The sequence below is a fragment of the Roseovarius sp. genome (genome assembly GCF_040223625.1).
Lineage (GTDB): Bacteria > Pseudomonadota > Alphaproteobacteria > Rhodobacterales > Rhodobacteraceae > Roseovarius.
The window spans coordinates 15275-38058 of sequence record NZ_JAVKFX010000030.1 but is presented as its reverse complement, the minus strand read 5'-3'; the positions used below and the strand labels follow the sequence as shown (position 1 = coordinate 38058).

Sequence of the window (22784 nt, the reverse complement as noted above, 5' to 3'; positions counted from 1 at the left end):
CTAGTCCGGCGGCAAACTCCGCGTCAACGAGGGGGAGGACACCCATGCGCAGCTTCGACGAGATTTTCGCCATCGCCGCCGAGCGGAAAGGCGGGCCGGACGCGCTCGAGGCGCAGCTTTCAAGGCCGAAATCCCCCGCCGACCTCGCCGCCATCCCCGACGACCGCTGGCTTTCCCAGATGTCGAAATCCATCTTCCAGGCGGGCTTCAACTGGAAGGTCATCGAGAACAAGTGGGACGGCTTCGAAACCGCTTTCGACGGGTTCGACGTGGGCCGCTGCGCCTTCATGGACGACGCGAAATTCGACGCGCTCGTCGCCGACAAAAGCATCGTCCGCAACCCGATCAAGATCGCCACGGTCCGCGACAACGCCGCATTCCTGCTGGAACTGCGCGACGAGGGCGGGGCGGGCCAGGTGCTCGGCGGCTGGCCGTCCGACGACTACGCAGCACTGCTCGACATGCTGAAGAAACGCGGGTCACACCTCGGCGGCAATGCCGGGCAGTACGCCATGCGCTTCATGGGCCGCGACAGCTTCATCATGTCCCGCGACGTGGTCGCCCGCCTCGTGGCCGAAGGCGTGATCGACAAGCAGCCCAGCTCGAAAACCGCGATGAGATCGGTCCAATCCGCCTTCAACACCTGGATGGACCAATCCGGCCGCTCCCTCACCGAGATCAGCCGCGTGCTCGCCATGTCCGTCTGATTGGGGGCCAGCCACAACAAACAGAGGCGCCCCCGCCCTTCATCTTGCCAAAAATATTCCCGCCGGAGGCATCCGACAGCACAGCCGGACGCCTCCGCCAAAGGGGTCAGGCCAGCTTGCCCGCCAGCGCGTCGTCGATCAGCTTGACCGTTTCGTCGACACCGTAAAGCGCGATGAACCCGCCGAAACGCGGTCCCTGGGAGGCCCCCAGAAGCACCTCGTAAAGCGCCTTGAACCAGTCGCGCAGCGGGTCGAACCGGTCCCGCCCCACGGCATAGACCACCGATTGCAGCGCCTCGTCCTCGACCGGCCCGTCATAGGCGGCCAACTGGTCACGCAGCTCGGTCAGCGCCTCGCGCTCGGCCTCCGTCGGCGCGCGGTAGGTCTTGGCCGGCGCCACGAAATCCTCGTAATACTTCACCGCGAAGCCGGCAGCCGCATCGAGGTCCGGATGCGTCTCGGGACTGGCCTCGGGCGCGTAGCGGCGGATGAAGCCCCAGAGCTGGTCCTTGTCATGCGCATGCGCGACCGAGGCGAGGTTCAAGAGCATCGCGAACGGCACCACCATCCGGCTTTCCGGCACGTCGCCGTTGTGGATGTGGTAGACCGGGTTCGCCACCTGCTGCGCCGCGTCCTGCCCGGGATAGGCGCGCAACTGCTGGTGATACTCGTCCACCGCCCGCGGGATCACGTCGAAATACAGCCGCTTCGCCGTCTTCGGCTTCTGGTACATGAAATACGACAGGCTCTCGGTCGAGGCATAGCTCAGCCACTCGTCGATCGAGATGCCGTTGCCCGACGACTTGGAAATCTTCTGCCCGTTGTCGTCGAGGAACAGCTCGTAGGTGAAATGCTCCGGCGCCTTCCAGCCCAGGATCTCGCAGATCCGGTCATAGATCGGCGTGTTGGTCGAATGGTCCTTGCCATACATCTCGAAATCGACGCCCAGCGCCGCCCAGCGCGCGCCGAAATCCGGCTTCCACTGCAGCTTCACGTTGCCGCCGGTGACAGGCAGGGTCCATTCCTTGCCATCCTCGTCGTCGAAGGTGATCGTGCCGTCCTTGGCGTTCACCTCCTTCATCGGCACATAGAGCACGCGGCCGGTCTCGGGGTGCAGCGGCAGGAAGATCGAATAGGTCTGCTGCCGCTCCTCGCGCAAGGATTTCAGCATCACCTTCATCACGTCGTCATACCGCTCGGCGGCGCGCAGCAGCACCTCGTCAAACTGGCCCGTGTTGTAGAACTCGGTGGCCGAGATGAACTCGTACTCGAACCCGAACGTGTCGAGGAACCGGCGCAGCATCGCGTTGTTGTGATCGCCGAAACTGTCATGCGTCCCGAACGGATCCGGCACCGAGGTCAGCGGCTTCTGCAAATGCTCCTTCAGCATCTCCTGGTTCGGCACGTTGCCCGGCACCTTGCGCATCCCGTCAAGGTCGTCGGAAAAACAGATCAGCTTGGTCGGGATGTCCGAGATCAGTTCGAACGCCCGACGGATCATCGTGGTGCGCAACACCTCGCCGAATGTGCCGATATGCGGCAAGCCGCTCGGGCCATAGCCCGTCTCGAACAGCACGTAACCCTTCTCTGGCGGCGCCTTCTCGTACCGTTTGAGAACGCGGCGCGCTTCTTCAAAAGGCCAGGCTTTCGATGAGAGGGCGGCGTCGCGCAACTCTGACATTTGGGTCTCTCCGGTTCATAAGCGTCGCGCATGGCTATACGCGAAGGTCGCACGGCTTCCTATTGCCGACGGGCGGGACAGTCAATATTCTGCACTGCAACAAGACCCGGAAAGGACAGCCCGTGCCCGAGCAAATTCCCCACCCCCTCACGCCGCAGGATTGCCTCGTCGCCGTGATGATCGCGGTCTCGGCCTCCGACGAGTCGATCCGCACCGCCGAGCTTCTGACGATCGAAAGCCTGGTGAACAACCTGCCGATCTTCGCCACCTACGATCTCGACCGGATGAAGGTGATGTCGCAGATGGTGTTCGAGCTGTTCTCCGAGGAGGACGGGCTCGACGCGCTGTTCGGCCTTGTCCGCGACAACCTGCCCGAGCGGCTGTTCGAGACCGCCTACGCGCTCTCCTGCGACGTGGCCGCCGCCGACGGGGCGCTGACGGAAAGCGAGCTGCGCCTGCTCGAGGAAATCCGCTTCGAGCTCGAGCTCGACCGCCTGCACGCCGCCGCCATCGAGCGCGGAGCGCGCGCGCGCCACATGACGATCTGAGCTTGCCGGGTTCCCTTGCCGGCATTTCGCGCTTAACTGTGACAGACAGACAACCGGAGGTGATCCCATGCGCTGCGTCTTCGTGAACATCCGCTGCAAGCCGGGCACGTCCTACCGCGTGGCCGAGGAGATCGCCCTGCGCGAAATCCATTCCGAGCTCTACTCGACCTCCGGCCCCTTCGACCTGCTGCTCAAGCTCTACGTCCCCGAACCCGAGGATGTGGGCCACTTCATCAACGAGCACCTGCTCGACATCGAGGGCATCGAACGAACCGAGACGACCCTGACCTTCAAGGCGTTCTGAAGCGGTCACGGCCGGTGGGTTCGCACCCACCCTACGGGCGATCGGCGCCCTTGCCACCTCCCGCCCCGGGCCTGACCCGGGGCCTCCGGTGGGCCGGAACGGGTGAGTGGCACCGGCGTTGCGCAGGGTGGGTGCCAACCCACAACGGAATACGGGGCGCTTGCCACCTCACGCCCCGGGCTTGACCCGGGGCCTCCTGTGGGCCGGAACGGGTGAGTGACGCAAGTGTTGCGTAGGGTGGGTGCCAACCCACCAAACCACCCCGCAGCCTTAACCCGTTCTCCACCCTTCGCCCCGATCCCCCCCCTACGCGATGATCTCGAACTTCGTCACGTCGACCATCCCGCGGTCGGTGATCTTCAACGCCGGAATCACCGGCAGCGCCAAAAATGCCAGTTGCAGGAAAGGTTCCGTTAACTCCACGCCAAGCCCCTTGGCCGCATCGCGCAGCTCGACCAGCCGGTCGCGCACCACCTCGAACGGCTCCAGGCTCATCAACCCCGCCACCGGCAGCGCCAGCTCCGCCAGCACGTCACCACCCCGCGTCACCACGAACCCGCCTTCCAGCTCGCTCAAACGGTTCGCGGCCAGCGCCATGTCCTCGTAATCCTGCCCCACGCAGACGATGTTGTGATGGTCATGGCAGACGGTCGAGGCAATCGCCCCCGCCGTCATCCCGAACCCCCGCACGAAGCCCGTGGCGATGTTGCCGTTCTTCCCGTGCCGCTCGACCACCGCGATCCGCGCCAGGTCACGCGCCACGTCCGGGCGCTTGTCGCCATCGGCAATGGCAATCTCCTCGCGCAGATGCTCGGTGATGATCTTTCCTTCAAGGATTCCAATCACATCCGTCTCTTCCCGGTTGCCCGTGGCCCGGAAATCCTCGGCCCGAACCCGCGGCGCATTGACCGAACCACGCCCCACCGGCGCGATCTCCTCCCTTGCCGCGAAAGCCGCGTCATCCGCCACCACGCCCCCGCACAGCACCACCCGCGCATCGCAGGCTTCCAGCGAGCTCACCGCCACGATATCCGCCCGGTATCCCGGCGCCACCAGCCCCCGGTCCTTCAGCCCGAACGCCTCCGCCCCGGAAAGCGACGCCGCCCGGTACGCCGCCAAGGGCGAACAGCCCAGCCGGATCAACTCGCGTATCATGAAATCAAGATGCCCGTGCTCGGCGATATCCAGCGGGTTCCGGTCGTCGGTACACAGGCACATGTAAGGCGCCGTCACGTCGCTCAGCACCGGCTGCAACGCCTCCAGATCCTTGCTGACCGACCCCTCCCGTATCAGCACCCGCATCCCCTTGCGCAGCTTCTCCAGCGCCTCTTCCGCACTGGTCGCCTCATGCTCCGTGCGGATCCCGGCGGCGCAATAGGCGTTCAGGTCCTTCCCGGACAGCAGCGGGCAATGCCCGTCCACATGCCCGCCCTCGAAGAGCCGCAGCTTGGCCATCGCCCCGGGGTCACGATGAATGACACCGGGATAATTCATGAACTCCGCCAGCCCGATCCCCGAGGGATGCCCCCTCAGCGGCGCCAGATCCTCCGCCTCGATCCGCGCGCCGGCGGTCTCCATATCCGTCGACGGCACGCAAGAGGACAGCTGCACCCGGATATCCATCACCGTCCGCTCGCTGGCCTGCTGGAAATACCGGATGCCTTCCACCCCGATCACGTTGGCAATCTCGTGCGGGTCGCAGATCACCGTCGTTACGCCCCTCGGCGCGACACAGCGGTCGAACTCGAACGGCGTCACCAGCGAACTTTCGATATGCAGATGCGTGTCGATGAACCCCGGCACCAGCACCAGCCCGCTGACGTCGATCACCTCGCGCCCCTCGTACTCCTCGCCGACGCCGACGATCCGGTCGCCACAGATCGCCACGTCCCCCCTGATCCGCGCGCCGGTCACGAGGTCGAACACCTCGCCCCCGCGCAGCACCCTGTCCGCCGGTGCGTCCCCGCGCCCCTGCGCGATGCGTGTCTCCAGATCGGCCATGTCCACTGCTCCTTCTTGGTCCCGCGATGTTGCCCGTTTCGCCCCGCCCCGCCAATGCCGCATTTTTCCAACGGTCAAGCCCTTTGCGCCCTCTCGCGCCTTCCTTGGCAAGAACCCGCGTGCTAAGGTCCGGCAAAACAAGGCGATGCGGGCACACAATCGGAATGACAGCCAAAGACAGGCGGGACGAGATGCCGGTCCTCGTGGTGGACCTCGACGGAACCCTGATCCGGTCCGACTCGCTGTATGAGACCTTCTGGGCGGGCATGTCCGAGGATTGGGGCACCGCCCTGGCCGCCCTCCGCGCCCTGACCAGCGGGCGCGCCGCGCTCAAGAAATCCATGGCCGGCCGCACCGTGCTCGAGCCCGAGCACCTGCCCTACAACACCGTCGTGCTCGACTATGTCCGCGACTGGCGCGCCAATGGCGGCCGCGCGGTCCTTGTCACCGCCGCCGACAGCAGCATCGCCAGCGCGATCTCCGATCACCTCGGCCTCTTTGACGAGGCGCATGGCTCCGACGGCCAGCACAACCTCAAGGGCGCGGCCAAGGCCCGCTTCCTCGAAGAGCGCTACGGCGCCGGCGGCTTCGCCTACATGGGCGACAGCAGCGCCGACCTGCCGGTCTGGGACGCGGCGGCCAAGGCGGTCTCAGTCGATGCCTCGCCCGCCCTGCAACGACAGGTCAAGGCCCGGGGCGGCGACAGCGAACACCTCCGAAGCGACACGAAATCCGGCTACCTCGCCGCCCTTCGCCCGCACCAGTGGCTCAAGAACGTGCTGGTCTTCGTGCCGCTCGTCGCGGCGCAATCTTTCACCGGGCCAGACATCCTCAACACCCTCCTCGCCTTCATTGCCTTCAGCCTCGTCAGCTCCAGCGGCTACCTCCTCAACGACCTGATGGACCTGCGCGCCGACCGCGCCCACCCCCGCAAATGCAAGCGCCCGCTGGCCGCGGGCCGGGTGCCCATCGCCCACGGCACGGCGATGATGCCGCTGCTGCTGCTGGGCGGGCTGCTGACGGCGTTCATCGCCGGGCCGCAACTGCTGGGGGTGATCTTCGGGTATTTCGTGCTGACCACGGTCTACTCCACCTGGCTCAAGCAGCGCGCCGTCGCCGATATCGGCACGCTGGCGGGGCTCTACACCCTGCGCATCATCGCCGGGGGCATCGCCACCGGCCTCGGCCTGTCGGTCTGGCTGCTGGCCTTCTCGATGTTCTTCTTCTTCGCCCTGGCCGCGGTCAAGCGGCTGGCCGAGCTGGTCGACCTCGAGAAACGCGGCATCCGCACCGCCAAGCGCCGCGGCTACCATGTCGAGGACGCGCCGCTGATCTCGCAGATGACCACCGCCTCGGGCTATATCTCGGTGCTGGTCCTCGCGCTCTACGTCAACACCTCCGCGGTGCAACAGCTCTACACCGCGCCCTGGTTGCTCTGGGGCATCTGCCTCGTGCTGATGTACTGGATCAGCCGCGTCGTGCTGGTCACCCATCGCGGCAGGATGGATGACGACCCGATCGTCTATGCCATGCGCGACCGCACCAGCCTTGTCTGCATCCTTCTGGTCGCGCTCTTCGCCGGCGGAGCCTCGGTGCTGTGAGCCGCGGAACGCTCATCCTGCGCTATGCCGGTTTCGCGGTGCTCGCGGTGCTGGTCAACCTCGCCACGCAGCGGCTGGTGCTGGCCTTCGACTGGCCCACGCCCGGCGCAGGCCTGGCCGCCGCCATCGCGGCGGGCACGGCCACCGGGCTGGTGGTCAAGTACCTGCTCGACAAGCGCTGGATCTTCTACGACACCGAAGGGGGCGTGGCCAATCACGGCCGGAAATTCGCGCTCTACACCACCATGGGGCTGGTCACCACGGCCATCTTCTGGGGCACGGAAACCCTGTTCTGGCTGCTCTGGAAGACCCACGCCATGCGCGAGGCGGGCGCGGTCCTCGGCCTCACCATCGGCTATGTCACCAAGTACCAGCTCGACCGCCGCTTCGTCTTCGCGCCCATGGCCCGGGCGGAGGCGGCGGAATGAAGCTCTCGGGCTGGGGCCGCTACCCGGTGGCCGACTGCACGGTGACCGCCCCCCGCACGCCCGACGCGCTGGCCGAGGCCCGCAAGAACGGCCCGCTCATCGCCCGCGGCAATGGCCGCGCCTATGGCGACAGCGCCATGAACGAGGACAACACCGTCTCGATGCGCCATTTCAACCGGCTCATCGCCTTCGACCACACCACCGGCCAGCTCACCGCCGAGGCGGGCGTCCTGCTGGGCGACGTGATCGCTGCGTTCCTGCCGCGCGGCTGGTTCCCGGCGGTCACGCCCGGCACCAAGTTCGTCACCCTGGGCGGCATGGCGGCGGCGGATGTTCACGGCAAGAACCACCATGTCGACGGCGGCTTCGGCAACACTATCGACTGGCTCGGCATCATGGGGCCCGACGGCACCGTCACCCGCTGCTCGCGCGAGGAAAACGCCGAGCTCTTCGACTGGACCATCGGCGGCATGGGCCTGACCGGCGTGATCCTCCGAATGGCGATCCGCCTGCGCCGCGTCGAAACCGGCTGGATCCTCCAGCACGCGCAACCTACCCCAAACCTCGCCGCCGCGATGGAAGCGTTCGAAGCGGCCCCCGACGCCCCCTATTCCGTCGCATGGATCGACTGCCTCGCCACCGGCGCGAACCTCGGCCGCTCCATCGTCATGCTGGGCGAGCATGCCCCCCTCGACCGCCTGCCCAACCGCTACCGCCAGATCCCCTTCGGCCCCCCGCCCGGCCGCACCCGCAGCGTGCCCTTCCCCCTCCCCGGCTTCGCCCTCAACCGCTGGACGGTCGGCGCCTTCAACGCCACCTACTACCGCGCAGGCACCCGCAACGCCGGCACCAGTTACGTGCCATGGGACACCTATTTCTACCCGCTTGACGGCATCCTCGGCTGGAACCGCATCTATGGCCGCCGCGGCTTTCTCCAGTTCCAGTGCGTCCTGCCCGACGACACCGCCCGCGCCGGGCTCGAGGCCCTGCTCACCGCCACGGCCGAGGCCGGCCAGGGCTCCTTCCTCGCCGTCCTCAAGAAGATGGGCCCGGAAGGCGGCCGCTTCTCCTTTCCCATGCCCGGCTACACGCTGGCGCTCGACTTCCCCGTTTCAGACAAGGTGCTTACCCTCATGACCCAATTGGACCGGATCACGCTCGACCATGGCGGGCGCTTCTACCTCGCCAAGGACGCGCGGCTCTCGCGCGACATGTTCCACGCCACCGATCCCCGCGCCGGGGCCTTCGCCGCCATGCGCCGCGAGACCGGCGCCGATACCGGCTTCGCCTCGATGCAATCCGAAAGGCTGGGGCTATGAGCGGCGGTCCGGTCCTGATCCTCGGCGCCCGGTCCGATATCGGCATGGCCATCGCCCGCGCCTATGCCGCCGACGGCCACGCCGTCCAGCTCGCCGCCCGCAACGCCGACACGCTCGAACCCGAGCGCAACGACATCGCCCTCCGCCACGGCACCGAAATCACCCTGCACGAACTCGACGCGCTCGACTACGACAGCCACGACGCCTTCCTCGACAGCCTGCCCGCCCTGCCCGACACCGTGGTCTGCGCCGTGGGCTACATGGGCGACCAGCCGGAGAACGAGGCCGACATGCAAGCCGCCCGCCTCGTGCTGCGCTCCAACTTCGAGGGCCCCGCCAACCTGCTCGCCCTCCTCGCCAACCGGTTCGAGACCCGCGGCTCCGGCACGCTCATCGGCATCAGCTCCGTCGCCGGCGACCGGGGCCGCGCCACCAACTACGTCTACGGCTCGGCCAAGGCGGGCTTCACCGCCTTCCTCTCGGGCCTGCGCAACCGTCTGGCAAAGAAGGGCGTCCACGTCATGACCGTCAAGCCCGGCTTCGTCGCCACGAAGATGACCGAAGGCATGGACCTGCCCGAGAAGCTGACCGCCGACCCCGACAAGCTCGCCCGCGCGGTGCTGCGCGCCGCGAAAATGCGGCGCAACATCATCTACGTCAAACCGGTCTGGTGGCTGGTGATGCTGATCATCCGCAACATCCCCGAGGCGATCTTCAAGAAGCTCAGTATCTGACGCCTACTGCTGCGCCAGCTGCGCGGCAGCGCCCAGCGTGCCCCGCCCGATCATCGCATCGAGCGCCCCGGTATACAGCCCGCGCTCCTGCAGGATCGTCTGGAAGTTCAGCGCCGTCTCCCGGTCCCAGCGCGGCGTATAGCCGTTCACCGTGCCACGCAGCTCGTCCACCCTTAGATCGCCGGTTTCCAGCGCCGCGATATACAGCTCCGCCGCGCGCACCGGGTCGTACTCTACACCGTCGCCCTGCTCGTACATGAAGCCCAGCTCGTTCATCGCCTTGGCATCGCCCTTGTCGGCGGCGCTCTGCACCCATTTCAGTCGCACCTCCGGGTCGTCGAACATGCCGTCGCCCTCGTAGAACGCCTTCAGCGCCGCCTCGGCCTCGGCACTGCCCTGCGCGGCGGCCTTCTCGTACAGCTCCGCCGCCTTGATCGGGTCGGGCAGGTCCAGCTCCCGCGCCAGTCGGCCCGGAACGCTGCGCGGGTTCATGTAGATCTCGGCCAGCCGGAACTGCGAAAAGTGATAGCCCGCATCGGCCGACTCCGTCAGCAATTCGAGCATCCGGTCGAAATCCTGCCGCACGCCCCGGCCAAGCTGGTACATGATCGCCAGCGTCGACATGGCCGGAATGTCGCCGCCATCCACGGCCTTCTGATACTCTGCCACCGCGCGCTTGTGATCCTCCCGCACCGGGCCGATCCCGAAATTATAATAGTCGCCCAGCTTGGTATGCGCGGCCGCGACACCCGCCTCACCGGCCATGCCGAACACCTCGAGCGCCCGCTCGTGCACGCCCTCGCGCTGCATGATCACCGCCAGATGGAACATCGCCCCGGCATCCGGCTCGGCTCCGATCACGGCGGCCTCGCAATGCGGGCGGGCGGTGCCCAGCGTGTTGAAATACGTATTCAGCGCCTCCCGGCTGACCGGCGCGCCGGCATCGGGCGTTCCGGCAATCTCGGCACAGGCCTCCGCCGCGGATTGCGCGAAACCGCCGTCCGGCACCATCGCCGCCCCCAGCAATGCCGTTGTTGCCGCAATCCCCAGTGTCACACGCCGCATGTCAAATCCCTTTTCAAAACATGACCGAACAAATCCATCGGGCCCAGGCCCCCTGCTATATACCGATCAAATTGCCAGCCCTTCCGGCAAAAAGCTACTGGTCATTGCAGCGCAGGTTGTTGACGCGGCAGAAACAATGCCGGCCTAACCCCCCGGCTTTCCCCGCCAACCGGCGAAGTACCGGCAAATCCCCGCAAAGCCTTGCCGATATGGGCGGGTTCCTGCCGCTTGACGCGGCGTTCGGACACCATCGTTGACCGGTTTATTGAAGCGTCAATTAATCGCTTCTAAGGGACAGTGCATGACAACCGAATCTGCAAACCAGCCGGAAACCTTGATGCCGCGCGATTTGCCCCGTCGTGCTGCGCCGAAAGGCGCGGCGATCGTCGGGGTCTATTTGCTGGGTATGACCGCCATCGCGGCCAGCGCCTACGCGCTGCGCGACCAGGGTTTCACCGCACCCGATATCGTCACCGAAATCACCGACAGCCTGCCCCTGCCCGATGGCCTCGCCGACCTCGATGCCGCGCCGCATCTCGGGCTGCTCTCCCGCCCGGCCGGCCCCGCCGAGGCGCCGAAGCTGGCCGCGCTCAGCGCGCCCGACACGCGCCTGACCGAAGATCTCTTCTCGCCGCTCTCGCGCATCTTCGCGGGCAAGCCCTCGGTCCTCCCGCCCGAACGCCCCGCCTTCGGTGAGGCGCCGTCGCTCGAAATCCTGCCCGACGGCACCGAAATCGCCGAACCGCTCGAGCTTGACGCGCTCACACCGGACGAGCCTGGCATCGTCACCGCCTCCCTGCGTCCGCGCCTGCGCCCGCAGACGCTCGAGACCGGGCCGGCCGACGACAGCTCCGACCTGCGGCTGGCCAGCCTGTCGCCCGCCCAGATGAAGGCGCTTCTGGCCCCGGAAACGCCCGCCGAAACGCCCGCCACCCCCCGCATCGCCAACAGCTCGGGCAAGTGCCCCAGCCAACTGGCGCGCGACATCCCCCGCCGCTCCGGCAGCGCCCGCGGCGCCCAGGCCGTGCTTGCCAGCGTCAAGAACGTCGATGGCGTCAAGCGCGACCAGGCGGTGCTGCGCGAAATCCTCGGCGGCAACATGCCCGGCTTCATCCGCAACCTCGCGCCGGTCAACATCGGCGGGCGCGCCGCCGATGGCAGCAATGTCAGCATCACGCTCTGCGTGACGCCCGATTACCTCGCGCTCGGCAGTGACCGTGACTACGTGCGCGTTCCGCTCGGCCTGCGCGCCGCCACGCGGATCGGCGAGCAGTTCAACATGATCCTGCCCACCCCGCGCATGGTCGACACGATCTACCGCCAGGCCGACCTGCGCCTCTCGCCCCGCCCGATGACCCCGGGGCCGCAGATGACCTCGACCAACTATTTCATGCGCCACAACGCCACGGTCGAGGCCCAGCGCCAATCGGCCGGCGCCGCGCCGGGCACGCTGATTTCCGGACACAAGAAAGACGTGGTACTGACGACGCGCCTCGCGTCGAACCGGGGCCGCGTGGCGATCTACGGCTGGCACCGCAGCAACGGCCAGCCGATCCAGCCGCTCAGCACGGTCCACGGCGCGGGCTATGCCGATTACAGCCACGGCGTCCGGCTGGTCAGCCGCACGGCCTTCCTGAATGGCAAGTCGATCGACCTGCGCACGCTGATGGCCGACCCGCGCTATGCCGGCCTGCTCAGCAGCGAAGGGCCGATATCGGGGCCGAACCTGCGGATGGCGGCGCTCGCCTCCAACTGAGGCAAAAACGCTGAAGCGACACGAAAAAGGCGCCCACAGGGGCGCCTTTACGTTTTGTTAACCGCGGTTAACGAAACCTTACTTCACATCCTTGAAGCAGCGGAAGCCCAGGTGGTAATTCCGATGGCTGTTCGACGCCATCACCCGCCCGCCATGCCAGTATGGCGCGCGCCAGCGGCTCCAATGCGTATGCGCCCGCACCGTATCCCAGATGAACCAGCTCCCCTTCATCTCGGTCACGCCCAGCTTGCGGCTGCCCCGGCTCGACATCTCGTCGGGCGACAGCGGCAGGTTCATGTGCTCGGCGGCATTGCCGTCGATATCATAGACCCCCAGCGGGCTCTTGCAGGCCGGAAAGCTTCCCGCCGGATAGGTGTTCGACCCACAGCCGGTAAAGCTCCCGCCATTGCACCCGCCATTCTTGAAGCTGCCGGTGGCACAGACCCCCGCCTTCCACTGCGGCCCGATCGAATACCGCGCCGACGCCTGGTACTTCGCGTTATGCGCCGCCCGCGCCGCCTGAACGCTGCGCCCGAAGAAGTAATCCGGCGGCGTCAGCGCCCCGTGCGAGGCGCCTTCCCACTCATGCGCGTCGCCGATCCGCTTGCCCTCGGCCCAGCACAGCTCGGCCGCCTCGTTCGCCTGCACCCATGTCACCGGGTACATCCCCGGCACGTTCGGATACTCGAACATGTCGGCACAGACCTTCGCATCGCCCGGGCTCTCCGACGCCGGATCGTAGAGCGGCGCCATGTAGGGCTCGCCACAGATCCGTTCGAACTCGGCATTGCGGTAATAGCTCTTCGGGTCCTGCCCCAGCTTCGCCGCCAGTTGCTGCGGCGTCAGCGGGTGGCGCGTCACCGACGGGTTGCCCTGCCCCATGTAGCGCGACCCGGCAAAGATCGACCGGATCCGCTGCATTTCCGCCCCGCTCAGGCCCCGCGCGGCCTGCATCTCGCGGAACATCCTCTCGTTGTTTTCCTGAAGCGTCTGCGCCTGTCCGGGCAGCGCCCCGACCATTACCAGAAGCCCCGCCGCCAGAACGGCCCTCGAACGTTTCAGCATGCTCTCTCCCCGATAGTTATTTTCTGAGCAGGTAAACAAAGTCACGGTTGTCGGAGAACCCGACGAAACGGGCGATCGGATGGCCGTCATTGCCCTGCGCATCCACCGCCGACATCCCGTTCACAAGGTGATGCGGCACCACGCGCCCCTCCTCGTTGGTATAGAGCGCCATGTAGGTATGCTCCTGCGAGTTCATGTCGAGCAGCATGGCATGGTCACAGCCATAGGCCTGGAAGGTCCGTGCCTGCGCCGACGGCGTGGCCGAGGAGAAATAGGCGTAAATCAGGAACTTGCGGCCATTGACCTCCTTCATGCAGGCCCCGCCGCGCAAGGTCCGCAAATCGGCTTCGGCCGAACCGGACCAGTTGCCACCAAGCCAGCTTGTCACCTGGTCGCCCGGCACGCCGTTCTCGATCAGCGGCACGCCGTTCTGCCGCGCGAACCGCACCCGCGGCAGCAGCTCGCGATCCGCCTCGGTCCATGTCCGCATGTGGATCGAGCCGTCATCCAGCACGAAGATCGTCGACAGGCCCGGATGCAGCTTGCTGAAGATCACCCCGTTGGCCAGGAACCCGTAATGGTGGCCGTAATTGGTGAACGCCTTGTCCCCGGCGCGCCACGCCCCGTGATCGCGCTTGAACCCGCCGGCGAACGTCGCCGCCACACGGTCGGTCAGCGACGGGCTCAGCATCCCGGTCCGCACCAGCGGGTCGGACCGGTTGAACCCGTCCGGCCCCGGCAGTTGCCAGTTCTTGCCCGCCCCGCTCGGCCGCGGCGACCAGTCGAGGCGCGGGTGATCGGTGCCCACCTCGTAGCCCAGCTCGAACTGCGACAGGTCGAACGCCACGAGATACACGTCGGCCCGGTTCTCCACGCCATCGAGCCAATGCGTCTCGCCCTTCCGGTTCAGGATATCGGGGTGGATCATGCCGGGCTGCATCGCGCTGGCATAGATGCCGGGCGCGTCCTTCACGGCATACCAGCTTCCGGCCTGCATCCCGCCATCGGCCCCTTCCAGCTCGAAGCCGAAATAGGCCCGGAACACCGGATGCTGCGACAGGTTGGCCTTGCCGAGCGAGGCCGCCACATCGCCGGTATCGCCCCCCGCGACCACTTCGCCCGACACCATGTAGGCATCTTCGTAAAACGAGCCCTTGATGATCCCGACGATGCTCTCGCCAAAGATCACGTTGTCGCGCAGGAACTCCGCCACCGCCTCGCGGTTGCTCCGCGAGCCGCGCACATGGTTGCGCACGAACGCCCGGTCATCGCAGATCGGCGCATAGGGCAGGCCCGAATTGACCGCCTTGTCCAGCTCCGAATTCCGCCCGTTCCACGGCGTACAGCGTTCGACCAGCCCGTTATTCTCGAAGATCAGCGCCGGGCTGTCCGTCGTCCGAAGCGAGACAGTCGTCTCGTCCGGGTCGGTCAGCTCGAGGTGATAGGTGGTGGTCTTGGTATGCCGCGCGACGGTGGTGACATCGAGCAGGAACCACGTATTGAACGCCGGGTTGAGCGAGGTCAGGGTAAATTCCGTCCCATCCGCATCCTGCGTCGTGGCGGACCGCCGGAAAGGCTGAACCTCCCGAATCGACTTCGGCCTGTCGGCCTCATACTCCGCCCATTGTTTCTCCAGAAGCGCCCCGTCAGCCGATTCAAGATCCGTGGCCCCCGCATGCGGCGCAGATCCCAAGGCAGCCGCAACAACCGCGGCGCCCGCGGTCGATTTCCAAAAATTCCTGATTTTAAACACCGATTCATCCCTTGCAATTGCCTGTAATACAGGCGTTTGCGTTTCCCCTTGAAGGGTCCCCGAAAATGCAGGTGACGCCCCCAAGCACACCGAACGGAATCATGCTATTGCGAGAGCGTTGCTTTCTCAAGATGTTGATCAGGGTCGCGGTAAAAGCAGCGGCGGCTGTTGCCGGGCTGCTTCGCAGGCACGGCCGACCGCCCCACTGGGCCGATCGCTCAGACCCGCTCGGCCACGAAGGGCGCGGCATACGCCCCGGCCTTCGACGTGCGCAGCCCGGTGGAGACCAGCGTTTCCATGAAGCCCACGGCACAGCCGATCCCGTCGATGACCGGCAGGTCGAACCGTCGCGACAGGCGCGACCGCAGCTCGGACATGCCAGCACAGCCCAGGATGATGCAATCGGCCATGTCCTCGTCGATGGCCCGTTTCACCTGGCCCGTGATCAGGCGTTCCGCATCGCGCCCGCCGCCTTCGACCTCCAGCACCGGCACGTCGCTCGCCCGCACCGAGACACAGCGCGCCATCAGCCCGTAGCGCGTCAGGTTCGCCTCCAGCCCCGGAACGGATCGCGGCAGCGTCGTCACCACCGAGAACCGGGCCGAGATCAGGCTGGCCGCGTGATAGGCGGCCTCGCCGATCCCGATCACCGGCACGTCCAGCATCGCCCGCAGCGCGTCGACCCCGGTATCGTCGAAACAGGCCACGACCAGCGCGTCGATGTCCGGATAGCGCGCGGCCTCGGCCATCAGCCCCGGCAGGCAGGCCGCCACGTCGTAATAGCCCTGTATGCTCGCCGGGCCCCTCGCCGGGTTGCTGGCGACGATCTCGGTGCCCGGCCGCGCCGTCGCCCGGGCCACCTCGGCGATGGCCCGCGTCATCGACGCGGTCGTGTTGGGGTTCACGACATGGATCTTCATCCTTTCGCCCCTGTCCGTTCGCCGGGCTGCCAGGGGTTGCCGTCCGACGGGTCGAACCGGCTCGCGCCCCACATCCCCGCGGGCTCGTCGATCAGGCAGGCAAGCCCCGTCCGCTCCAGCGCGCGGATCAGCTCCGCCTGCGCCGCATCGAGCACGGCATCGACCTCCATCGTCAGCACCCGGCGGTTCTCCATCACCAGCCGACCGTCGCTCACCACGCTGTCCACATCCGAAGCGGTGGCGAAATGGGTGAGCCGCGTCAGCGGCATGTTCGCCGGGTAAAGATGCGGCTTGCGCATGTCGACCAGCACGATATCCGCCTTCTTGCCCACCTCGAGCGAGCCCAGCTCGTCGCCCAGCCCCAGCGCCTCGGCCGCGTCGATCGTCGCCATCTCCAGCACCTTGCCGGGCGGCATCCATGCCGGATCGGCAAAGTGGCGGCGGTGGTAAAGCATCGCCTGTTTCATGTGCCGGAACATGTCGAACCCGCGATCCGGCGCCCCGGCATCCGAGCCCAGAACGACGCGGATCCCTTCGTCGATCAGCTCCGGCGCCGGGCAGCGGCCATAGATCGACATGATGGCGGTCGGGTTGTGAACGATGCTGGCGCCGGTCTCCCGCAGCGCGGCAAAATCCGCCTCGGTCAGGTCGACACTGTGCGACAGAAGCGCAAAGGGCCCCAGCGTGCCCAGCTCCTGCGCCAGCGCGATGGTGCCGTCGCGGTGGCCATCCTGCGTGTAGATCACCCCGTGGCGGACGCGCAGGTCGGCCACGGTCTCCGACATCTCGCGGATCGCCTTCGCGTCGCCCGCCTCCTCCATGTGGTGCTCGTGATAGACCGGCATGATCAGCGCGATCCCGGTGCGCCTGTCGAGCACGCCGTCATGGCGGCGGATCAGGTCCTCGCACACCTCCATCTGGCGTTCGAAACCCAAGGCAACGTCACGCGCCTCGCCCCCCTCGAATACCTTGTAGGGTTTCGGAAAGGGCGGCCGCCCCGGCCCCACGGCCAGCACGGTGCGCAGCCCGGATGCGGTGGTCGCGGCACAATGGGCATCACCGAAAACCGGGTCGTCGGTGCGGTAGATATCGGCCCCGCCCCCCAGCAATGTCAGGTTCGTCGTCACCCCCGCCATCAGCCGCTCGAGCTGCGCCAGATCCGCCTCGGCGCGCCAGAAATCGACGGTCGAGCCGCGGGCATAGATCTCCTCGCAGGCAGCGAACCAGGCGCCGGTGTTCCCCGCCCCGAGCGACCGCACGAGGCCGTGCCCGGCATGGGAATGGCTGTCGATCAGCCCCGGAATCGCGGCCATGCCGCGCCCGTCGATCACCTTCTCCGCCGTGGCGTGCTCCGCCGGCAGGTCGGCATCGGGGCCGACATGGACGATCCGGTCACCGTCAACGGCAATCGCCGCGTCCTCGATCACCCGGCGCCCGGCATCCACGGTCAGGGCGGTCACGTTGCGGATCAGCAGATCGGTCATGAGGCGGCCCTCCGGAGCGGGTAACTTGAGGAAAAGATCTCGGACAGCGGCGGGTGGCCATGCGTCCGGTCGGGATACTGGCGGACCAGCCCGTCGAACTGGGCCTGCGCCCGGGCCTGCATCGCCGCCTCGTCCACCCCCGGGATCACGCCGTCGCGCATCACCACGCGCCCGTCGATCACCACGGTGCGCACGTCCCGGCCCGAGCCGTTGAGCATCAGCGTCTGGATCGGGTCGATCACCTGCCCCATCGCCGGGTCGTCCAGCCCGATCACCGTGATATCGGCGCAGGCCCCCGGCTCCAGCCGGCCAAGATCGGACCGGCCCAGCGCCTTGGCCCCGCCCAGCGTGGCGGCGTCGTACATATCCTCAGACCGCACCGCCTGCGCGCGGCCGGCCGCCATCCGGCCCATCATCAGCCCGACCTGCATGTTCAGGATCATGTCAGGCGGGTGCGTGTCGGTGCCCATGCCGATGGTCAGGCCGGCCTCGCGATAGGTGGCGAAATCGTCCAGCGCCAGCCCACCCCGCGCCATCACCAGCGGGCAATGGGCCAGGCTCGCGCCCGACTCGGCGAGGATCCGAAGGTCCGGCGCCTCGTGGGTGATGCCGTTGCGCCCAGAGATCACGGTGAGATGCGGCAGGATGCTCCGCTCCGACAGGAAGCCAATCGCCGACAACCATTCCGCCGGGCTCTTGCCGTGAAGCCGCAGAACGCTTTCATATTCAAAGACCGACTGGCAGCAATGCAGCCGCACCGGCACGCCGAGATCGTCGGCGGCGGCCGCCGTCCGGCGCAGCAGCTCCTCGGTACAGGTCTCGATCCGGTCGGGCGCCAGCATCGTCCGGATCAGCCCACCGGCCCGCCCCTCGTGCCGGTCACAGAACGCCTGCGCCGCCTCCAGCCCTTCAAGCCCGCGCGCCTCGTCGAAATGGAAATCGATCCGCCCGTCATCGGTGACGAAGGTGTTCCCCGTCCGATAGGCCGGCCCGAGATAAACCCGCAGCCCCAAGTCCTCCGCCGCCTCCGCCGCGGCGGAAAACTCCTCCGGCGTCTCGCCCCATTCGCGGTAGAAGATCGAGGCAATGGGCAACGCGGTGGTGATCCCGTTGCGGATGAGCCGGGCAAAGGCATAGCGCTTCTGCCACGCAAGTTCCTCGGGCGTGTACATCTCCCGCGGCCCGGCACGCATGTAGCTTGCGGGCCAGACGCGCCCCTTCTTCCACGCGGGCTGGTTGTCGAAGCCAAGCACGGTCGTATCGAGGTCCGACAGCGCATCGAGGTCGATGAAACCGGGGCCGAGCACCGCCTCGCCACACTCGATCCGCCGGGCCACCTCGCCGGGGAAATCATGCCCGACAAAACTGATCCGACCGCCCTCGAACGCCACTTCGCCGTTCTCGAACAGCACGTGCCGCCCGTCCTCGTGGCCGACGACCCAGCGGGCCGTCATCAGGGTGATGCCTGTCTTCCTGTCCGCCATCACGGCGCCTCGGTCAGGGTCTTGCCGTCGCGCGCCACGACCGCCCCGTTCTTGAGCACCAGCCGCCGCGGCGGGTGCGCCACGACCGCATGCGCCACGGCCTCGGCCTCGACCAGCACGAGATCGGCAACGCACCCCTCGTTCAGGCCGTACCCTTCAAGCCCCATCACCTCGGCCCCACCATGGGAACAGCACCAGAGCGCATGCTCGACATCCGGATCGGTCCGGAAATTGTTGCGCAATCCCAGCAGCATGGCACGCTCCAGCATGTCGGCATTGCCATAGGGCCCCCACGTGTCGCGGATGCCGTCGGAACCGGCACAGAGGGTGATCCCCCGCTCGCGCAGCTCCGCCGCCGGCGGCACGGGGCGCGACGGCGTGGCGACCGTGGCAATGAAGACCTTCTCCTCGGCAAGCTGGCCCATCAGCCCGTGCGCCCTCGCCCGATCGGCCATGCCAAGGCAAAACGCGTGGCTGATCGTGACCTGCCCCTGCATCCCGTGCGCCCGCGTCCGGTCGAGGATCATCTCCATCGAGAACGCACCCAGCTCATCGGGTTCATGCAGGTGAATGTCGATCGGCTTGCCATGTTTCTCGGCCATCGCGAACACCGCATCGAGCTGACCTTTCGGATCGCGGTCGATCCCGCAAGGGTCGAGCCCGCCCACCACGTCGGCACCGTTCGCCAGCGCGGTGTCCATCAGCTCGGCCGTGCCGGGGCGGCTCATCATGCCTGATTGCGGGAAGGCGACGATCTCGATGTCCACCTGCCCCTTGAGCACCTCGCGGGTCTGCGCCACCCCCTCGAACCCGGCGAGGCCGATCTCGGTGTCGATATCCACGTGGCTGCGGATCGCGGTCGAGCCGTGCGACAGCGACAGAAGCGCCTGCCGCATCGACTGACGGTGCGGGTCGATGTTCCACTCGGTCTTCAGCCGCCGCTCGGTGTCGATCTTGTCGATCAGCCGTGGTCCGGCCTGGTGCGGGCGCCAGCCCATGCCCCAGAGGGATTTGTCGAGATGGGTATGCGCCTCGACCAGCCCGGGCAGAAGGATGGCCCCTGCCCCGTCTTCGGTATCAGCGCCCTCGGCCGTTTGCCCCGGTGCGACCTTCGCAATCCGCCCCTCGCGGATCAGGATATCGGTGGCCTCCGCCCCCCACGGGCGGACGTTCTGCAACAACAGCGTTCCACTCATTCCATTACCTTCCTGTCAGTCAGTCACGCGATGCGCGCGGTTTGCAGCGCCGCGGTCGGCAACAGCTCGAACTGGTCGTTCGAGACGATGTAATTGTCGGCATGCAGCCGGGCGATGGGCTGATATTTGTCGGGCCGCACGTAGCGCCCGTTCTCGTCGAGGCATTCGTCGCGCACATGCATCTGCACGACCTCGCCCAGCACGATCGACCGGCGCGGATATTCCAGGATCTGCGCCACCCGGCATTCCATCGCGCAGGGCGCCTCTTTCACCCAGCCGGGCTCGATCTGCCGCGAGGGGGCAAGCGACAGGCCCGTCACCTCCAGCTCGTCCACGCCTTGCGGAAAGTTGATGCCGCAATCCACCATTTGCTGGGCGATGGCCATGTCGCACATGTTCACCACGAATTCCCGGCTACGGCGGATATTGGTGATTGTGTCCTTCGGCGCGCCGTCGGGGCGCACCTGGATGCCGAGGATCACCAGCGGCGGGTCTTGCGAGAAGACGTTGAAGAAGCTCATCGGTGCGGCGTTCGACGTGCCGTCCTCGTCCAGCGTGGTGACAAGGGCGATCGGGCGCGGCGCGACGAAGCTGCACAGCAGGCGATAGCGGTCGCGCTGGTCGAGCTTGGTGAAATCGACCTCCATCAGGCACCTCCGGCGCTGGCGCGCAATTGCATCGTCGGCGCGTCACTTTGCGCCTGTTGCCCCTTGGCCAGCGGCGGTATGCGCCCCTCCTCGGCCGCATGACACGACACCCGCGCGTCGCCCGGCATCGCCCGCAATTGCGGCGGCTCGGCCTTGCAGCGGGCATTGGCCAGCGGGCAGCGCGGATGGAAGGTGCAGCCCGGCGGCGGGTTGATCGGGTTCGGCACCTCTCCCGCCACCGGCGCCCGGTCGCGCCGTGTCATCTCCATGTCGGGGATCGTGTCCATCAGCAGGCGGGTGTAGGGATGCGTCGGGTTGTGGAAGACCTGCTCCGCCGGGCCCACCTCGACCAGCCGGCCCAGGTACATGACGCCCACGTAATCCGACATGAAATCGACCACGGCAAGGTCATGACTGATGAACAGGTAGGTCAAACCCAGCTCCTCCTGCAGGTCGCGCATCAGGTTGAGGATCTGCGCCTGCACCGACACGTCGAGCGCCGAAGTCGGCTCGTCGCAGACAAGGAAGTCGGGGCGCGAGGAGATGGCCCGCGCGATCGAGATGCGCTGCCGCTGACCGCCCGAGAATTCATGCGGGAATTTCTCGCCATCGCGCGCGTTCAGCCCGACCAGTTCGAGCAGGCGGCCGACCTCGTCACGCTCCTCCTGTTTCGAGCCCACCAGCCCGAACGAGCGCAGCGGCTCGGCGATGATGTCCCGCACCCGCCAGCGCGGGTTGAGGCTGGCATAGGGAACCTGAAAGATCATCTGGATGCGCCGGCGATACTCGGCCCGCTGCGAGGCTTCCAGATCGGTCAGGTCGGCCCCGTCGAAGATCACCTTGCCCTCGGTCGGCCCGTAGAGCCCGACCACCAGCTTGGCCACCGTCGATTTGCCGCAACCGGATTCCCCCACGAGGCTGAAGGTCTTGCCCTTCGGCACGGCGATATCCAGCCCGTCGACGGCGCGCAGATGCTGTACCGGCTTGCGCTCGATCACCCGGTTCAGAAGCGGCGGCGACAGGTCAAAATGCTTCTTCATTCCAGTGATGGAAAGAAGCGGCTCTGTGCCCTGGGTTGTCACGGTCTGCATCACTGGGCTCCTTCATACAAAAGGCAGGCGACCTGCCCGTTATCGACCTTCACGGCGGAAGGTTTCACGCGGGTACAGGCCTCGGTCGCTTTCGGGCACCTGGGGTGAAAGGTACAGCCCGACGGCAGGTCGGTCAGCCGGGGCATCGCGCCGTCGATCTGCGTCAGGCGTTTCAGCCCGCCACCGACCACCGGGATCGAGCCCATCAACCCCTTGGTGTAGGGGTGACGCGGGTTCTTCACGACCTGTTCCACCGGCCCGATCTCGACCAGCCGGCCGGAATACATCACTGCCACCCGGTCTGCGGTTTCGGCGATGACACCCATGTCATGCGTGACGAGGATTACCGCCGCCCCGTGCTCGCGGCACATCTTCTTGAGCAGCGCGAGGATCTGCGCCTGGATCGACACGTCGAGCGCCGTGGTGGGCTCGTCCGCGATCACCAGCTTCGGATCGGCACAGAGCGCGAGCGCAATGACCACCCGCTGCCGCATCCCGCCCGAGAACTGGTGCGGATAGTGGTCCACCCGCTGTTCCGGGGCCGGAATACCGACCTCGGACAGAAGGTCGATGGCCCGCTTCCGGGCGGCCTCTTTCGACATGGACATATGCGTCTGGATCGTCTCGATCAGTTGCTTGCCCACGGTCAAGAGCGGGTTCAGGCTCGTCAGCGGATCCTGGAAGATCGCGCCGATCTTGCGCCCCCGCAGCGGGCGCATCGCATCCTTCGACAGGGTGTCGATGCGCTGCCCCTCGAAATGGATCTCGCCGCCGCTGATATGGCCGGGCCGTTCCAGAAGGCCGGTGATCGCGGTGCCGGTCAGCGATTTGCCGGCGCCGGATTCCCCCACCATTCCAAGGATTTCCCCGGGCGCGAGGTCGAAGGTGATGTTGTCGACCGCGCGCAGCGGCCCGTGACGGGTGTCGAAGGCACTCGACAGGTCGCGCACCTGCAGCAGCGGGTCGGCGGAATGGGTCATGGTTTGCATCTGTCCGTCTC

General features: G+C 66.8%; 20 protein-coding genes. 8 read left to right on the top strand and 12 right to left on the bottom strand.

The annotated features are described in order from the left end of the window. Window positions 1-44: 44 nt before the first annotated feature. Entirely contained in the window at window positions 45-707 is a 663-nt protein-coding gene (locus tag RLN94_RS08600) for a DNA-3-methyladenine glycosylase I (RefSeq protein ID WP_350131080.1), read from the top strand. A 106-nt stretch (window positions 708-813) separates the two neighbouring features. Here the strand turns inward: RLN94_RS08600 and RLN94_RS08595 are convergent, their stop codons facing one another. Continuing rightward, window positions 814-2388 carry a lysine--tRNA ligase gene (locus RLN94_RS08595; RefSeq protein ID WP_350131079.1) on the bottom strand — a complete coding sequence of 525 codons (1575 nt, stop codon included), beginning with the start codon at window positions 2386-2388 and terminating at the stop codon, window positions 814-816. Between the two features lie 122 nt (window positions 2389-2510). Between RLN94_RS08595 and RLN94_RS08590 the strand changes: the two genes are divergently transcribed. Both RLN94_RS08590 and RLN94_RS08585 read left to right on the top strand, forming a co-directional pair. Next, window positions 2511-2936: a tellurite resistance TerB family protein gene (locus RLN94_RS08590; protein ID WP_350131078.1), complete on the top strand. Its 426-nt coding sequence runs from the start codon at window positions 2511-2513 to the stop codon at window positions 2934-2936. Window positions 2937-3003: 67 nt separating this feature from the next. Continuing rightward, a complete protein-coding gene (locus RLN94_RS08585) occupies window positions 3004-3240 on the top strand; it encodes an Lrp/AsnC family transcriptional regulator (RefSeq protein WP_350131077.1) in 237 nt (78 codons plus the stop codon). A 306-nt stretch (window positions 3241-3546) separates the two neighbouring features. Here the strand turns inward: RLN94_RS08585 and ade are convergent, their stop codons facing one another. Next, the gene (gene ade / locus RLN94_RS08580; protein ID WP_350131076.1) at window positions 3547-5241 is read right to left on the bottom strand and encodes an adenine deaminase; all 1695 of its coding nucleotides are present in this window, start codon (window positions 5239-5241) and stop codon (window positions 3547-3549) included. A 164-nt stretch (window positions 5242-5405) separates the two neighbouring features. On the opposite strand from ade, the gene RLN94_RS08575 reads away from it, so the two are divergent. From RLN94_RS08575 to RLN94_RS08560, 4 genes are read left to right on the top strand one after another with little or no spacing between them, the layout of a single operon-like run. Beyond that, entirely contained in the window at window positions 5406-6842 is a 1437-nt protein-coding gene (locus RLN94_RS08575) for a UbiA family prenyltransferase (RefSeq protein ID WP_350131075.1), read from the top strand. After that, complete coding sequence (locus tag RLN94_RS08570; protein ID WP_350131074.1) at window positions 6839-7270, top strand: GtrA family protein; 432 nt, start codon at window positions 6839-6841, stop codon at window positions 7268-7270. The genes RLN94_RS08575 and RLN94_RS08570 overlap by 4 nt, the downstream gene beginning before the upstream one ends. Then, window positions 7267-8589 (top strand): FAD-binding oxidoreductase, encoded by a 1323-nt coding sequence (locus tag RLN94_RS08565; RefSeq protein WP_350131073.1) that lies wholly within the window; start codon window positions 7267-7269, stop codon window positions 8587-8589. The genes RLN94_RS08570 and RLN94_RS08565 overlap by 4 nt, the downstream gene beginning before the upstream one ends. Then, window positions 8586-9323: an SDR family oxidoreductase gene (locus RLN94_RS08560; RefSeq protein ID WP_350131072.1), complete on the top strand. Its 738-nt coding sequence runs from the start codon at window positions 8586-8588 to the stop codon at window positions 9321-9323. The genes RLN94_RS08565 and RLN94_RS08560 overlap by 4 nt, the downstream gene beginning before the upstream one ends. Before the next feature lie 3 nt (window positions 9324-9326). Here the strand turns inward: RLN94_RS08560 and RLN94_RS08555 are convergent, their stop codons facing one another. Continuing rightward, on the bottom strand, window positions 9327-10388 hold the full coding sequence (locus RLN94_RS08555; RefSeq protein ID WP_350131071.1) for a tetratricopeptide repeat protein: 1062 nt from the start codon (window positions 10386-10388) through the stop codon (window positions 9327-9329). 337 nt (window positions 10389-10725) lie between these two features. On the opposite strand from RLN94_RS08555, the gene RLN94_RS08550 reads away from it, so the two are divergent. Then, window positions 10726-12144 (top strand): hypothetical protein, encoded by a 1419-nt coding sequence (locus RLN94_RS08550; RefSeq protein ID WP_350159027.1) that lies wholly within the window; start codon window positions 10726-10728, stop codon window positions 12142-12144. Window positions 12145-12222: 78 nt separating this feature from the next. Here the strand turns inward: RLN94_RS08550 and RLN94_RS08545 are convergent, their stop codons facing one another. From RLN94_RS08545 to RLN94_RS08505, 9 genes are all read right to left on the bottom strand, one after another. Then, window positions 12223-13209, bottom strand: coding sequence for an SUMF1/EgtB/PvdO family nonheme iron enzyme (locus RLN94_RS08545; RefSeq protein ID WP_350131069.1), 987 nt, complete (start codon window positions 13207-13209; stop codon window positions 12223-12225). Between the two features lie 16 nt (window positions 13210-13225). Next, window positions 13226-14902 (bottom strand): hypothetical protein, encoded by a 1677-nt coding sequence (locus RLN94_RS08540; RefSeq protein WP_350131068.1) that lies wholly within the window; start codon window positions 14900-14902, stop codon window positions 13226-13228. A gap of 278 nt (window positions 14903-15180) precedes the next feature. Next, entirely contained in the window at window positions 15181-15882 is a 702-nt protein-coding gene (locus RLN94_RS08535; protein WP_350131067.1) for an aspartate/glutamate racemase family protein, read from the bottom strand. Continuing rightward, complete coding sequence (locus RLN94_RS08530; RefSeq protein WP_350131066.1) at window positions 15879-17366, bottom strand: amidohydrolase family protein; 1488 nt, start codon at window positions 17364-17366, stop codon at window positions 15879-15881. Before RLN94_RS08530 ends, RLN94_RS08535 begins: the two co-directional genes overlap by 4 nt. Then, the gene (locus RLN94_RS08525) at window positions 17363-18850 is read right to left on the bottom strand and encodes an amidohydrolase family protein (RefSeq protein WP_350131065.1); all 1488 of its coding nucleotides are present in this window, start codon (window positions 18848-18850) and stop codon (window positions 17363-17365) included. Before RLN94_RS08525 ends, RLN94_RS08530 begins: the two co-directional genes overlap by 4 nt. Continuing rightward, on the bottom strand, window positions 18850-20046 hold the full coding sequence (locus tag RLN94_RS08520) for an amidohydrolase family protein (protein ID WP_350131064.1): 1197 nt from the start codon (window positions 20044-20046) through the stop codon (window positions 18850-18852). The genes RLN94_RS08525 and RLN94_RS08520 overlap by 1 nt, the downstream gene beginning before the upstream one ends. A gap of 23 nt (window positions 20047-20069) precedes the next feature. Then, complete coding sequence (locus RLN94_RS08515; RefSeq protein WP_350131063.1) at window positions 20070-20693, bottom strand: flavin reductase family protein; 624 nt, start codon at window positions 20691-20693, stop codon at window positions 20070-20072. Next, window positions 20693-21784, bottom strand: a complete 1092-nt coding sequence (locus tag RLN94_RS08510) for an ABC transporter ATP-binding protein (protein ID WP_350168804.1) — start codon at window positions 21782-21784, stop codon at window positions 20693-20695. The genes RLN94_RS08515 and RLN94_RS08510 overlap by 1 nt, the downstream gene beginning before the upstream one ends. Continuing rightward, the gene (locus tag RLN94_RS08505; RefSeq protein WP_350168802.1) at window positions 21784-22773 is read right to left on the bottom strand and encodes an ABC transporter ATP-binding protein; all 990 of its coding nucleotides are present in this window, start codon (window positions 22771-22773) and stop codon (window positions 21784-21786) included. Before RLN94_RS08505 ends, RLN94_RS08510 begins: the two co-directional genes overlap by 1 nt. Window positions 22774-22784 lie beyond the last annotated feature (11 nt).